This window comes from Streptomyces sp. 130 (assembly GCF_007096885.1).
Classification (GTDB): domain Bacteria; phylum Actinomycetota; class Actinomycetes; order Streptomycetales; family Streptomycetaceae; genus Streptomyces.
Genome location: NZ_VJNO01000010.1, coordinates 78,114 through 92,760 on the forward strand (window position 1 = coordinate 78,114; position 14,647 = coordinate 92,760).

The following is a 14,647-nucleotide window of genomic DNA, read 5'->3' on the forward strand; positions in this document are numbered from 1 at the left end:
CCGCGCACCGGTGCCGGAAGACCTACGAAGTCGCCGCACGGGCCGCCGCCTTCGCCGGGTCCGTCAGCTTGTAGCCGACACCGAAGACGGTGAGCAGCCGGACGGGCCGGCGCGGGGCCTGCTCGATCTTCTTGCGCAGGTTCATCACATGCACATCGACGGTCCGGTCACTGATGTAGCGGTCGAAGCCGTGCAGTTCGCCCAGCAGCCGCTGCCGGGAGAAGACCCGGTCCGGCTCGGCGGCGAGCGCGGACAGGATGCGGAATTCGCCCGGGGTGCACTCCACGGCCCGCCCCTCCACCGACACCACGTGCCGGACCGGGTCGACGACCAGCGCCCCCACCCGCAGCACCCCGGCGTCCTCCGGTTCGCCGCCCGCGCCCCGCCGGCTGCGGCGCAGCAGCGTACGCACCCGGGCCATCAGCTCGCGCGGGCTGTACGGCTTGGTCATGTAGTCGTCGGCGCCCAGATCGAGGCCGAGCAGCAGATCGTCCTCCGTGGTGCGGGCGGTGAGCATCAGCACCGGCAGCTCCCGGAGCTCCGCGCGCAGCACGCGTACCACGTCGAGGCCGTCCGCCCGGGGCATCATCACATCGAGGACCAGCAGATCCGGTTCCCGCTGCCGGACCGCGTCGAGAGCCGCGAGGCCGTCGGGCGCCACGGTCACCCGGTGGCCCTCCCGTTCGAGATAGCGGCGGAGGAGTTCGGCCTGATTCTCGTCGTCTTCGGCGACGATCACATGTGCGCACACGCGATCGATCGTAGACAGGGGCTACGCCTCCTCCGCGTCCCGGTGCGACTCCATCAGCTCGTCGCCGGCGCCGGCAGCGCCCGTGGCCCCCCGACCCGGCCGACCGCCCGCTGACGCCGGTGCACCCGCGATCACATGCGCAACGGCCGTCAGGATGGCCGGTACCGGGCGGGGGCCTCGGACGCCGACCGCCTCGGATACGATTCCGGTCCCCGTCCCCGCTCCGCACCGTCACCGCCGGGAAGTCCGCCTGATGCCCGCCCCCGCCAGCAGCCGGACCCCCGGCCGGCTCCGCAAGGGGGTGCGTGCCGCGCTCACCACGCTCGGCATCGTCACCGCCGGGAAGCCTGCCTGATGTCCGCCCTCGCCAGCTGCCGGACCCCCGGCCGGCTCCGCAAGGGGGTGCGTGCCGCGCTCACCATCCTCGGCACCGGCTTCCTGCGTCACCCCGCCAACGCGGCCCTGCGCGCGCACGCGGACGCCCCCGCCCTGCACGACGCCCTGCTGCGCCTCGTCTTCCGGCTCCTCTTCCTCTTCGTCGCCGAGGACCGCGGTGTCCTGCTGTCCCCGGACGCGACCGCCCGGGCCGGGGCGCGGTACGCGACGCACTTCTCCACGGCCCGCCTGCGGGCCCACGCGCGCGGCCGTGCGGAGCACGGTGAGCTGTACCCTGCGCTGCGCGCCGTACTCGACGCCCTCGGTGACCCGGCCGGGGACCCCGCCCTCGGCCTGCCCGGTCTCGGCGGCCTCTTCACCGTCACGGAGGCCGACGCCCCGCTGCACGGGCTCGCCCTCTTCGACGAGGATCTGCTCAGCGCGGTGCGCCGGCTGGCCGAAGCCCCGGACCCGGAGACGCGGCGCGCCCGGGAGGTCGACTTCGGCCGCCTGGAAGCGGCGGAGGAGCTGGGGTCCGTCCACGAATCGCTCCTCCAGCTCGTGCCCCGGATCGACGCGGCGGACCGGTCCTTCGCGCTGGTCGGGGTGGCGGGCAACGCCCGTAAGACGTCCGGCTCCTACTACACCCCGGCCGCCCTCGTGGAGCGCCTGCTCGACACCGCCCTCGAACCCGTCCTCGACGCCGCCGCAGCGCGCGCCGAGGCGTCCGGCGCCGCCGGCCCGGACGAGGCCGCGGCCCGGGAGCTGCTCGCCCTCACCGTCTGCGATCCGGCCTGCGGCTCCGGCCACTTCCTGGTGGCGGCGGCCCGCCGCATCGCCCGGCGCCTCGCGGCCGCCCGCGGCCACACCGCCGAGCCGTACCGCGAGGCGCTCCGCGAGGTCGTCGCCCGCTGCCTGCACGGCGTGGACCTGGACCCGATGGCCGTCGAACTGACCAGAATGGCCCTGTGGCTGGAGGCCCCGGAGCCCGGCCGGCCGCTCACCTTCCTCGACGCGCGCGTCAAGCACGGCAACGCCCTGATCGGCGCGGCGCCGGAGCTGCTGCGACGCGGCATCCCGGACACGGCGTTCACCCCGCTCGCCGGCGACGACCGCGCGCACGCCAGGGCCCTGAGGAAGCGGAACAGGGCCGAGCGGGAGGCCTCGTGCGGCCGGGCCGCCGCACCGGGGCGCGACGCCGCCGACGCCTGGTGCGCCGCGTTCCTGTGGCGCGGGACGGCGGACGCGCCGCCCGCCGTCACCGACGCGGCCCTCCGCGACCCGCGGAGCGCGCCCCGGGCCACCCGCGAGGAGATCGCGCGGCTGCGGGAGCGGTACCGGTTCTTCCACTGGCACCTGGAGTTCCCCGAGGTCTTCGGCCCGGACGGCGCCGGCGGCTTCGACTGCGTCATCGGCAACCCGCCCTGGGAGCGCATCAAGCTCCAGGAGCAGGAGTTCTTCGCCCAGCACGACGCGGAGATCGCCGCCGCGAAGACCGCCGCCGCCCGCAAACGCCTGATCGCCGCCCTCAGGGAGGACCCGGAGCGGGCCGCCCTGCACACCGCGTTCGAGGCGGCCAGGCGCACGGCGGAAGGGACGAGTCATTTCCTGCGCAACGGCGGACGGTATCCGCTCACCGGGCGGGGCGACATCAACACGTACGCCGTCTTCGCCGAGGCGGGCCGCGCGCTGACCGGCCCGCGCGGCCGGATGGGCATGATCGTGCCGACCGGCATCGCCACGGACGCGACGACCCGCTTCTTCTTCAAGGACCTGGTCGACAGGGGTGCGCTCGCCGCCCTGTACGACTTCGAGAACGCCGCGCCCGTCTTCCCCGACGTCCACCGCTCGTTCAAATTCAGCATCCTGTCCCTGACCGGCCGGGCCCTGAGCGAACCCGCCGCCCGGTTCGCCTTCTTCCTCCGCGACCCGGCCGAACTCGACGAGCCGGAACGGGCGTTCGCGTTGACGCCCGAGGAGATCACCCTCCTCAACCCCAACACCGGCACCTGCCCGGTCTTCCGGACCCGCCGGGACGCCGAGATCACCCTGGGCGTCTACGCGCGGCTGCCCGTCCTGATCAAGGAGGGGGACCCGGACGGCAACCCGTGGGGTGTCACCTTCGGCACGATGTTCCACATGGCCAACGACTCGCACCGCTTCCGCAGCCGCGAGGAGCTGACGGCCACCGGCTGGCAGGCGGCCGGAAACCACTATGTCAACGGCGACCGGGTCATGCTCCCGCTGTACGAGGCCAAGATGGTCGACGCCTACAACCACCGCGCGGCCGACGTGGTCAGGAGCGCGACCGCCGTCAAGCGCCAGAACCAGCCCGCCTACCTGACACCCGACGCCTGGGCCTCCGCGTCCCGTCTCGCCGTTCCCGGCCACTGGGTGGACCGCGCCGAGACACCACCCGCCGCCCCGCCGGGCCGCCTCGCCTTCCTCCGGATCAGCAGCCCCACCAACCAGCGCACCATGATCTCCGCGATCCTGCCCCCGGCGGCGATCGGCGACTCCGTCTTCCTGCTGCACACCAGGAGCTCACGCGACAGCGCCGTCCTGGTGGCCCACTTCAACTCCTTCGTCTACGACTACGTCACCCGCCAGAAGGCCGCCGGCCTCAACCTCAACTTCTTCCACATCCGCCAACTCCCCGTCCTGCCGCCCGAGACCGTCCGCCGCCACACGGACTTCCTGATCCCGCGCGTCCTCGAACTCACCTTCACCGCGCACGACATGGCCCCCTTCGCCGCCGACCTGGGCGACGCGGACGGCCCGTTCCACTGGGACGAGGACCGCCGCCACCACATCCGCGCGGAACTCGACGCGTTCTTCTTCCGCCTGTACGGGATCGGCCGTGCCGACAGCGCGTACATCCTGGACACCTTCCCCATCGTGCGGCGCAGGGACGTGGCCCGGTACGGCGGCTACCGCACCAAGGACCTCGTCCTGGCCGCGTACGACCGCATGGCCGCCGCGGGCCTCGCGACGGGCGGCGCGTACACCTCACCGCTCAGCCCGCCACCGGGTGCCGGACCCCGGCACCGGTGCCGCGCGTGATCTCCGCGAGCACGTCGTGACAGGCCCGGTGCCGCCGCCGCGCACGGCCGGCCGGGCGGTGTGCCCGGGCCCGGGGAATGGTTCCGGCCCCGGCGGGTAGGTTCGCCGACTGTTCCGCCCGGTGTCACTCCGCGCACACCGCAAGGGCCTTACGCGCGGACCGGCGGGACTGGAACACTCCAGACGCCCTCCACCCCGCATCCCCCCACCGCGAAGGCTTTCCTCCCATGGCAGACATCGACCGCCGCCGGCTCCTGAAGCTCGCCGGGGGCTCCGTCGCCCTCACCGCCCTGTCGAGCAGCATCGCCCGCGCCGCGTCCCTCCCCGCGCGCGTGCGTACGGGCACCATCGAGGACGTCGAGCACATCGTCGTCCTGATGCAGGAGAATCGTTCCTTCGATCATTACTTCGGGACGATGAGGGGCGTGCGCGGCTACGGCGACCCGCGCCCCGTCACGCTCCCCAGCGGCAAACCGGTGTGGCACCAGACGGACGCGGCCGGCCGGGAGGTGCTGCCGTTCCGGCCGCCGGCCGACAAGCTCGGCATGCAGTTCCTCCAGGACCTGAACCACGACTGGGCGGGCGGCCACCGGGCGTTCAACAAGGGGGCCTACGACCAGTGGGTGCCCGCCAAGACGGCGACCACGATGGCCCACCTCACCCGGGACGACATCCCGTTCCACTACGCGCTCGCCGACGCGTTCACCGTCTGCGACGCGTACCACTGCTCGTTCATCGGCTCGACCGACCCCAACCGCTACTACCTGTGGAGCGGGTACACCGGCAACGACGGCGCCGGCGGCGGACCCGAGCTGGGCAACGACGAGCGGGGGTACGGCTGGACGACCTACCCGGAGCGCCTGGAGGAGGCCGGGGTGTCGTGGAAGGTGTACCAGGACGTCGGCGACGGGCTGGACGCCGCCGGGTCCTGGGGCTGGATCGGGGACGCCTACCGGGGCACGTACGGCGACAACTCGCTGCTGTACTTCGACTCCTACCGGGACGCCCGGCCCGGTGACCCGCTGTACGACAAGGCCCGCACCGGCAGTGACGTGCGGAACGGGGGCGGCCTGCTGGACGACCTGAAGGCCGACATCGAGGCCGGCACGCTGCCCTCGGTGTCCTGGATCGTGGCGCCCGAGGCGTACAGCGAACACCCCAACTGGCCCGCCAACTACGGCGCCCGGTACATCGCGCGGGTGCTGGACGCACTGACCGCCGACCCGGAGGTCTGGGGCCGCACCGCCCTGTTCATCACCTACGACGAGAACGACGGGTTCTTCGACCACGTCGTGCCGCCGTACGTCCCGTCCGGGCCCGCGCAGGGGCTGTCCACCGTGGAGACCGCCGCCGACTACTTCCCGGGCGACCTGCGCTACACGGCGGGACCGTACGGCCTCGGCCAGCGGGTGCCGATGACCGTGGTGTCGCCGTGGAGCACCGGCGGCTACGTCTGCTCGGAGGTCTTCGACCACACCTCCGTCATCCGGTTCATGGAGCGGCGCTTCGGGGTCCGCGAGCCGAACATCTCGCCCTGGCGGCGGGCCGTCTGCGGCGACCTGACCTCCGCCTTCGACTTCCGGCGTACGGACCCCTCGGCGCCCGGTCTGCCGTCCACCGCCGGCTACGAGCCGCCGGACGGCGACCGGCACCCCGACTACCGGCCCCTGCCGCCCGCCACCGGCGCGGTGCCGAAGCAGGAGCCCGGGGTGCGTCCCACCCGCCCGCTGCCCTACGCCCCGCTGGTGGACGGCGCCGCCGACCCGGCCGCCGGCACCTTCCGGCTCACCTTCGGCGGGGGAGCGGCGGCCGGGGCGCAGTTCCTCGTGACGTCCGGCAACCGCACGGACGGGCCCTGGACCTACACCACGCACGCGGGCGCCTCCGTGGCGGACACCTGGAACACCGCGTACTCCAAGGGCGTCACCGACCTCACCGTCCACGGCCCGAACGGCTTCCTGCGCTCGTTCCGCGGCCCCGGCAAGGCCGCAGGCCCCGAGGTGACGGCCCGCCACAACGCGGCGACGGGCAACCTCGAACTCACGCTCGCCCACACCGGCACCGGCTCCGTCCGGCTGACCGTGCGCAGCGCCGCCGCCTACGGGGGAGAGGTGTGGACGTTCGCCGTGCGCGCGGGCCGGACCGTGACGCACACGGTCGACCTGCGCCGCAGCGGGCGCTGGTACGACATCACCGTCACGAGCGACGCGGACGCCGCCTTCCTGCGGCGCTTCGCGGGGCACGTCGAGACGGGCGAGCCCGGGGTGAGCGATCCGGGGTTGCGCACCGGGTGAGGCTCGGCGCGGGCCGGCCGGTGCGGCCGTCCACCGTTCGGGATTGATCGCGAATGACCATCCTGCTGCACATAAAATCCTTATAGTGGGCGGGAGTTGACCGCGTGATCTTGGCGCGTGCAGTCGTCCGCCACAGGAGTCAGGATTCATGACGCGCCCCTCCCCGGCCGAGTCCGCGCCGGCGTCCCCGAACGCCCCGTCCGGCTGCCCGGCCCACGCCGGCGCCGTGCCGCTCTGGGGACCCGGCTTCCAGGCCGAGCCCCAGGGCGTCTACCGCGCGATGCGCCGCGACCACGGGCCGGTCGTCCCCGTGCAGCTGCCCGGCGGCTTCCCGGCCTGGCTGGTCATCGGATACCGGGAGCTGCACCGGGTCACCAGCGACGGCGAGCTGTTCCCGCGCGACGTCGGCCTGTGGAACCAGTGGCCGAACGTCCCCGACGACTGGCCCCTGCTGCCGATGGTCGGGCGGCCCCTGCCGTCCATCTACTTCAGCGCGGGCGAGGAGCACCTGCGGCACGCGCGCATGGTCACCCCCGCCCTCGAAGCGGCCGACCCGTTCCGCATCCGCCGGCTCTGCGAGCAACTGGCCGACCGGCTGCTCGACGCGGTGTGCGCCCGGGGCACCGCCGACCTCGTCGCGGAGTTCTGCGAGCCCCTGCCCGTGCTCGTCCTCGCCCGGCTCGTCGGATTCCCCGACGAGGAGGGCGCCGCCATCGCCCGCGTCCTGAAGGACCTCGCGGACGGCGGGCCGCAGGCGCAGAGCGCCCATCAGCGGTTCGGGGAGCACATGGCCCGGCTGCTCGCCGCGAAGCGGGCCGCGCCGGGGGACGACGTGACCTCCCGGATGCTGGACTTCCCCGAGGAGTTCACCGACGAGGAGTACACCCTCGACCTGATGGCCGTCACGGCCGCCGGGCACCTCCCGACCGCCGACTGGATCAGCAACTCGGTCCGGCTGATGCTCACCGAGGACGAGTTCGCCGACTCCATGGCCGGCGGCCGGCGCAGCGTCGGCGAGGCCATGAACGAGGTGCTGTGGGAGGACACCCCCACCCAGATCCTGGCCGGCCGCTGGGCGGCGCGCGACACCCAGCTGGGCGGGCAGCGCATCGGGGCCGGGGACATGCTCCTCCTCGGGCTCGGCGCCGCCAACACCGACCCGCTGATCCGCCAGGGCGTCTCCGGCGGCGCGGGCCCCGCCCAGGGCGGCAACGGCGCGCACCTCGCCTTCAGTCACGGCGAGTACCGCTGCCCGTTCCCCGCCCAGGAGATCGCCGAGATCATCGCCAGGACCGGCATCGAGGTGCTGCTCGACCGGCTGCCCGACCTCCGGCTCGACGTCGCCGTCGAGGACCTGGTCCGCCGGCCCTCCCCCTTCCTGCGCGGCAACACCACCCTCCCCGTCCGGTTCACCCCCGTACGCACGACAGGAGACCTCTCGTGAACTGCCCCCACGCCGCCCAGGCGGCCCAGCAGGGTGCCACCGTCGTCATCGACCCCCTGGTGCGGGACCTCGACGGCGAGACCGCGCGGCTGCGCGACGCCGGACCGCTGGCCCGGATCGAACTCCTCGGCGTGCCGGCGTGGACCCTCACCCGGCACGCGGACGCCCGGCGGCTCCTGGTCGACCCGCGCCTGGTCAAGGACATCAACGCCTGGGGGCTCTGGCGGAGCGGCGAGGTGACGCACGCCTGGCCGCTCATCGGCATGATCGACGCCGGGCGGTCCATGTTCACCGTCGACGGCGCGGAGCACCGCAGGCTGCGCACCAAGACCTCCCAGGCGCTCACGCCCCGCCGCCTGGAGGCGATCCGCCCCGACATCGAGAAGTTCACCGCCGAGCTGCTGGACGCGCTGGAGGAGGGCGGCCGGGACGGGGCGGTGGTCGACCTCAAGTCGGTGTTCGCCCAGCCGCTGCCCATGCGGGTCGTCGGGATGCTGATGGGGGTCGACCCGGCGGAGAACGCCATGCTGACCCGTCAGTACAAGGCGTTCTTCTCCATGCTCACCCCGCAGGACGAGCGGCTCGCGCTCCTCGCCGACCTGGACGTCTTCTACGCCGGACTCGTACGGGAGAAGACCGCGCACCCCACCGACGACCTGACGTCCGCGCTGATCCTGGCCGAGGAGGGCGGCGAGCCGCTGACCGAGGAGGAGGTCATCGGCAACCTCAAGGCGATGGTCGCCGCCGGGCACGAAACCACGATCGGGCTCATCCTCAACGCCGTACGCGCCCTGCTCGCCCACCCCGACCAGCTGCGGATGGTCCTCGACGGCGAGGTGTCCTGGGACACCGTCATCGAGGAGACCCTGCGCTGGGACACCCCGACCACCCATCTGCTCATGCGGTTCGCCACCGAGGACATCCAGGTCGGCGACGCCGTCATCGCCAAGGGCGAGGGCGTGGTGATCTCCTACCGGGTGATCGGCCGCGACCCCGGGCAACACGGCCCCGACGCCGACGCGTTCGACATCACCCGCCCCACCCCGATCCGGCACATCACCTTCGGGCACGGCCCGCACATCTGCCCCGGCGCGGCGCTCTCCCGGGTCGAGGCGGGCATCGCCCTCCCGGCGCTCTTCGCGCGCTTCCCGGATCTGCGGCTCGCGATCCCCGACGCGGAGCTGCGCAACCTCCCGGTGATGACGCAGAACGACATGGAGTCCTTCCCCGTCCTGCTGGGCGGCTGAGCCGGTCCGACGGGGGAGCGGCCGGCGGGCATATCGTTGCGGTGACCCGAGGCGCTCCCCGAGTCGAAGCGCTTCGACAGTGGTCTGGACATGCCGTCACGGCAGAGCTAGGCTCGCGCTGTCTCTCCACGTCACGGGTGGAGAGAGCGGAGTCGAAGCGCTTCGCCACATCTGACCGTGAGGGAGAGCCGCATGGTCACCCTGGCCGAGGTCGCGCAGCACGCCGGAGTCTCCGCGAGCACGGTGAGCTACGTCCTCAGCGGGAAGCGCTCCATCTCCGTCGCCACCCGCGAGCGCGTCGAGCAGAGCATCCAGCAGCTCGGCTACCACCCCAACGCAGGCGCCCGGGCGCTCGCCAGCAGCCGGTCGAACATCATCGCGCTGATGGTCCCGCTGCGCACCGACATGTACGTGCCCGTGATGATGGAGATCGCCATCGCGGTCGCCACCACCGCCCGCACCCACGGCTACGACGTCCTCCTCCTCACCGGTGAGGAGGGCCCCGCCGCGGTGCGGCGGATCGCCGGCAGCTCGCTGGCCGACGCGATGATCCTGATGGACGTGGAGCTGCACGACGAACGGCTCCCCCTGCTCCGGGAGACCGACCGGGCCGCCGTGCTCATCGGCCTGCCCGCCGACACCGCCGGACTGACCTGCGTGGACCTCGACTTCGAGGCGACCGGGGCGCTCTGCGTGGAGCACCTGGCCGGCCTCGGGCACCGCGAGATCGCCGTCATCGGCGAGGCCGCCGCGGTCTACGAGCGCCACACCGGATTCGCCGAGCGGACCGTCGACGGCATACGCGCCAAGGCGCAGGAGACCGGTGTGCGCGTCCTGCACCGGCCCTGCGAGGGCGGGTACGCGGCGATGGCCCAGACCCTGTCCCGGATATTCGACGAGCGCCCCGGCACCACCGGCTTCATCGTGCAGAACGAGGCGGCCGTGGAGCCCCTGCTCAACCTGCTGCGCCAGCAGGGCCGGGCCGTCCCCGAAGACGTGTCGGTGGTGGCGATCTGCCCCGAGCAGGTGGCCACCCAGGCGTCGGTGCGGCTGACCTCCGTCGCCATACCGGCCCAGGAGATGGGCCGTCGCTCCGTCGAACACGTCGTCGCCAAGCTGTCCGGCCGGGGCAAGGACGAAGTCGAGCTCCTGGCACCGGAACTGACGGTACGTGAGAGCACCGGGCCCGCCCCGGTGTGACGCACGGGCAGGCCCCAGGGCCTGCCCGGCGGATCTTCGTGGGCCCGCTGAAGATCCGCCGGACAGGCCCTAGCGGGGCCCCAGCTCCAGAACGTGGTCCACGCCCGCCGTCAGCTCCAGCGGGGCCGGGGCGGCGGCACCGGCGAGCACGTGCCCCTCGCCCGTACGGACATCGACGCGGGCGTCCCGCTCCGGGCGCAGCACCGCCGTCGCGGTGCCGTCCGCCGACCAGCGCAGGTCCACCCTCGCCCCGAACCGCGTACGCACCCCGCGCAGTTCACCGCCCGGGCAGCCCGCGAGCGGTGCGGGCAGCAGGACCAGGCGGTGCGGGGCCGACTGGATCAGCGACTCGATGACGGCCGCGGGCAGGGCGTGCGCCGCGTCCGCGTTGTACACATCGCGGGCCGGGTAGTGGGCGCTCATCAGCGAGTCGTGGAAGAAGTCGCCGGCGAGCACCGAGCGGACCGCCGCCGAGGCCCGCGCCCCGTCCCGCAGCCGGGCCGCGATCAGCGCGTGGTGCAGGTGGCCGTGGGCCGAGTCGTTCTCCGCGCCCCGCAGTTCGAGCGCCCGGTGCGCGGCGGCGGCGAGCCCGGGGGTGTCGTACGGGTTGATCGCGTGCAGCGGCCACACCGGGTACAGGTGGCTGAGGTGGCGGTGGTCGTACGTCTCCGCCAGCCCCGGCCACGCCCACTCGGCGAGCGCGCCGTCCTCGTTGACCCGGTAGTCGGCGAGCCGGTCCGCCAGCGCACGGCGGCGCTCGGCGACCGGGGCGCCGGGGGAGCGGTCGGCCGACGCGGTGAGCGCGTGGCGGGCCGCCGCGAGGTCCATCGTCGCGTCGACCGTGACCCAGCTGGCGTTGGCCGGGCGGTTCTCCGGTGAGTACGAGGGCACGACGGCCACCCGCCCGTCCGGGCCGGTCCGGGTGAGGAAGTCCTCGTAGAACAGGGCCGTTTCGTGCAGGGCGGCGGTCAGCCGGGCGTCCTCGTGCCCCGTCGTCTCCGCGTGCTCGATCAGCGGCTCCAGGAGCCAGTCCGCGCCGGCCGTCCACAGGTGCAGCGGGTAGGCGCGCTGGTAGTGGCGGGTGTGCCCGGACTCGCCGTCCGTGTGCGACGGTGCCACGATGCCGCGCGCCCCGAAGACCGCCCGGGCGTTGTCCCGCCAGTCCGCGAGCTGCCCGTACACCAGCGCCGCGTGGGCCTCGGACACCTCGGGCAGCGCCGCCGCCGCGGCCGAGGCGATCTGGAGGTTCAGATTGGCGTTCGTCGTGAACGCCCCCGACCACGCGGTGTCCCAGTCGCCCGTCCAGAGCCCGGTCAGCCGCGGCGGCAGGGCCCCGGACGCGGACAGCAGGTGGTAGCGGCCCGCCGCGCACAGCCGCTCCAGCAGCGCGGGGCTGTCCGGCCGCCGGACCAGCTCGGAGCCGGGCAGGGCACGTTCGGCCGGGTCCGCGTCCAGGGTGAGCGCCGCCCGCTCGAAGGCCGGCCGGTGCAGCGCCGCATGGCGGGCCAGCAGCGCGTCGTACCCGTCCCCGGGCAGCGCGGCGCACTCCGCCGCCAGGTCCAGGTGGCCCGGGTGACGGCGCACCCGGGTGAGCAGCAGCAGGCTCCTCGCCCCCTCGACGCGGACCCCCTCGCCCGCCACCGAGACGCGCCCGCCCTCCGCGCGGAGCACGGTCGCGCCGGTGTACGCGAGGTCGCTGTCCGGGTAGCCCGCGCGCAGCGCGAGCCGGGCCCCGTCCGGGGTGAGCACGGTGCTCCGGCCGACCGCCAGGCGGGGCGGGGCGCCGGGCAGGGCGTGGTCGAGCGTCACGTCCACGGCCAGCCCCGGCCCGGTGACGTACTGGACGATCACGTCGTCGGCGCGCGAGACGAAGACCCGGCTGCGCCACGACTCGCAGCCGGCGGTGATCTCACCCGTGGCGAAGTCCACCGCCCTGCGGTAGCCGGCGGCCGGGTCGGCGGCGTTCCCGGGCACCGGCCGCACGCGGGTCTGGAAGGCCGGGTGGAAGGGCTGCACCCACACCAGCGGCCGGCCGGCGCCGAAGTGTTCCGCCGCCTCGGTGTCCCCGGCGAGCAGCGCGCTCTGGAGCCGGCCGAGCCGGTCCGCGAGCTCGGGCGGCCGGACGTGCTGACTGCCGTTGGGCCGGACCAGGGTGTGGTGGTTGACGATCACGCGGTCGTCGGCCGGGTCGCCGTACACCATGGCCCCGTGCCGGCCGTTGCCGCCGAGGAAGGCGTCCTCCCAGCGGGCTGCGGGGCGCGGCTCCCAGCTGCCGTCGATGTCCGTGCGCCCGGTCACGGCGCGGATCTCCGCAGCACCGCGACGCCGTAGCGGCCGAGCGCGATCCGGTCCCGCACCGCACGCCCGGTGAGCAGGTCCTCGTACGCGCCGGGCACGGCGACGGTCACCATCTCGCGGCGGTGGTGCAGCAGGAAGAGCACCTCGCCCCGGCGCACCGCCTCCACCCCCTCGGGCAGCCCGGCGAGGACCGGCTCCACCCCGGCCTCCCGGACCACGTCGGCCAGCAGGGCCCGCAGCGCCGGCGGCTCGGGCAGCGTCGACACATAGACCGCGCCGCCCCGGCGCAGCACGGCGGGCAGCCCGGCGAGCTCGCCCTCGCGGTAGGCGGCCAGCACCTCGGTGCCCTCGGCCGCCTCCAGCTCCTCGGACCAGAGGGTGCCCCGGAATCCGTCGCACTCCACGGTCTCGTCCGCGTCCAGCGGCCACCACTCGTGCAGGACGGCGATCCCGAACAGCTCGCGCAGCCGGACGTCCATGCCGCCCGGCCGGACGCGGTCGTCCACGTCCGCGACGCCGCTGAAGAACCCGCACACCAGGCGCCCGCCGCCGCGCACGTACGCCAGGAGGTTGTCGATCGCCGGGTCGTCGAGCAGGTAGAGGTGCGGGACGAGGACCGCCTTGTAACGGCCGAGGTCGGCGTCGGGGCGGGCGAAGTCCGTGGGCGTGCCGTTCTCCCACAGGGCGCGGTGCCAGCGCCGGATCACCTCCGTGTAGTCGAGGAGCGCGGACGGGCCGCCCTCCTGGGCGCCCGCCCACCAGGCGTCCCAGTCGTGCAGGACGGCCACTTCGGCGGACACGCCCGTACCGGACACGGCGGAGCCGATCGCCGCGAGCTCGCCGCCCAGCTGCCGGGTCTCGCGGAAGGCGCGGCCCTGCTCGCCGGCGTGGCCGAGCATCCCCGAGTGGAACTTCTCCGAGCCCTGCCGGGACTGCCGCCACTGGAAGTAGCAGATCGCGTCGGCGCCGCGCGCCACCGACTGGAGCGACCAGAGCCGGTTCAGCCCCTCCGGCTTAGGTTGGTTGACGCCCCGCCAGTTGACCGCGCCCGCGGCCTGCTCCATCAGCATCCACGGGCCGGCGGCTTGCGAGCGCGTCATGTCGGCGAGCATGGCGTTGTACTGCCCGCCCCACGGGTCGCGCGGGTCCGGGTAGACGTCGACCGAGACGATGTCCTCCTCGGCCGACCAGGCCCAGGCGTCCTGCCCGGACCACAGCGGCATGAAGTTCGTCGTCACCGGGACGTGCGGGGTGTGCCGGGCGACGATGTCGCGTTCGGCGGTGAAGCACTCCATGAGCGCGTCGGACGTGAAGCGTTTGAAGTCCAGGACCTGGGTGGGATTCCTCATGTACTGCGCCTTGCGCGGCGGCAGGATCTCCGTCCACGCGTCGTAGCGCTGGCTCCAGAAGGCGGTGCCCCACGCCTCGTTGAGCGCGTCGAGCGTCCCGTACCGCTCGCGCAGCCAGCGGCGGAAGTGGCCCGCCGTCTCGTCGCACCAGCAGTGCGTGCAGTACTCGTTGTTGATGTGCCACACGGTGAGCGCCGGGTGCTCCGCGTACCGCGCGGCCAGGTCCTCGGTGAGCGCGGCGGCGTAACGCCGGTAGACCGGCGAGCTGGGGCAGAACTGCTGGCGCGAGCCGTACCAGACGATGGACCCGTCCTCCGCGCGCGGCAGGGTCTCCGGGTGCCGCGCCCCCATCCAGGGTGGCGGGGACGCGGTCGGGGTCGCGAGCACGACGCCGATGCCGTGCGCGTGCGTGAGGTCCATCAGCCGGTCCAGCCAGCCGAACTCCCGCGCGCCGGGGCGGGGTTCGATCTTCGCCCAGGAGAAGACGCCGAGGGTGACGGAGTTGACCCCGGCCTCCTTCATCAGCCGGACGTCGTCCTCCCACACCTCCTCGGGCCACTGCTCGGGGTTGTAGTCGCCTCCGAAGAGGATGCGGCCACGGGCCGCGTCGCGCAGGGACGGCATGG

Annotated in this window: 8 protein-coding genes; 5 read left to right on the forward strand and 3 right to left on the reverse strand. The window is 73.9% G+C overall.

Annotation, left to right across the window (positions count from 1 at the left end; genetic code table 11):
* Positions 1-22: 22 nt before the first annotated feature.
* Positions 23-751 carry a response regulator transcription factor gene (locus FKN01_RS11640; protein WP_260696853.1) on the reverse strand — a complete coding sequence of 243 codons (729 nt, stop codon included), beginning with the start codon at positions 749-751 and terminating at the stop codon, positions 23-25.
* Between the two features lie 354 nt (positions 752-1,105).
* Between FKN01_RS11640 and FKN01_RS11645 the strand changes: the two genes are divergently transcribed.
* The 5 genes from FKN01_RS11645 (at position 1,106) to FKN01_RS11665 (ending at position 10,374) form a co-directional block, all read left to right on the forward strand.
* Positions 1,106-4,189, forward strand: coding sequence for an Eco57I restriction-modification methylase domain-containing protein (locus FKN01_RS11645; protein ID WP_143619307.1), 3,084 nt, complete (start codon positions 1,106-1,108; stop codon positions 4,187-4,189).
* Between the two features lie 227 nt (positions 4,190-4,416).
* On the forward strand, positions 4,417-6,483 hold the full coding sequence (locus FKN01_RS11650) for a phosphocholine-specific phospholipase C (protein ID WP_143619309.1): 2,067 nt from the start codon (positions 4,417-4,419) through the stop codon (positions 6,481-6,483).
* Between the two features lie 148 nt (positions 6,484-6,631).
* Complete coding sequence (locus tag FKN01_RS11655; protein ID WP_143619311.1) at positions 6,632-7,927, forward strand: cytochrome P450; 1,296 nt, start codon at positions 6,632-6,634, stop codon at positions 7,925-7,927.
* A complete protein-coding gene (locus FKN01_RS11660) occupies positions 7,924-9,174 on the forward strand; it encodes a cytochrome P450 (RefSeq protein ID WP_143619313.1) in 1,251 nt (416 codons plus the stop codon). The genes FKN01_RS11655 and FKN01_RS11660 overlap by 4 nt, the downstream gene beginning before the upstream one ends.
* 177 nt (positions 9,175-9,351) lie before the next feature.
* Entirely contained in the window at positions 9,352-10,374 is a 1,023-nt protein-coding gene (locus FKN01_RS11665) for a LacI family DNA-binding transcriptional regulator (RefSeq protein WP_398931962.1), read from the forward strand.
* A 69-nt stretch (positions 10,375-10,443) separates the two neighbouring features.
* On the opposite strand, the gene FKN01_RS11670 is transcribed toward FKN01_RS11665, so the two are convergent.
* Both FKN01_RS11670 and FKN01_RS11675 read right to left on the reverse strand, forming a co-directional pair.
* On the reverse strand, positions 10,444-12,672 hold the full coding sequence (locus tag FKN01_RS11670) for a glycosyl hydrolase family 95 catalytic domain-containing protein (RefSeq protein ID WP_143619317.1): 2,229 nt from the start codon (positions 12,670-12,672) through the stop codon (positions 10,444-10,446).
* Positions 12,669-14,645, reverse strand: coding sequence for a beta-galactosidase (locus FKN01_RS11675; RefSeq protein WP_143619319.1), 1,977 nt, complete (start codon positions 14,643-14,645; stop codon positions 12,669-12,671). The genes FKN01_RS11670 and FKN01_RS11675 overlap by 4 nt, the downstream gene beginning before the upstream one ends.
* Between the last annotated feature and the right edge of the window lie 2 nt (positions 14,646-14,647).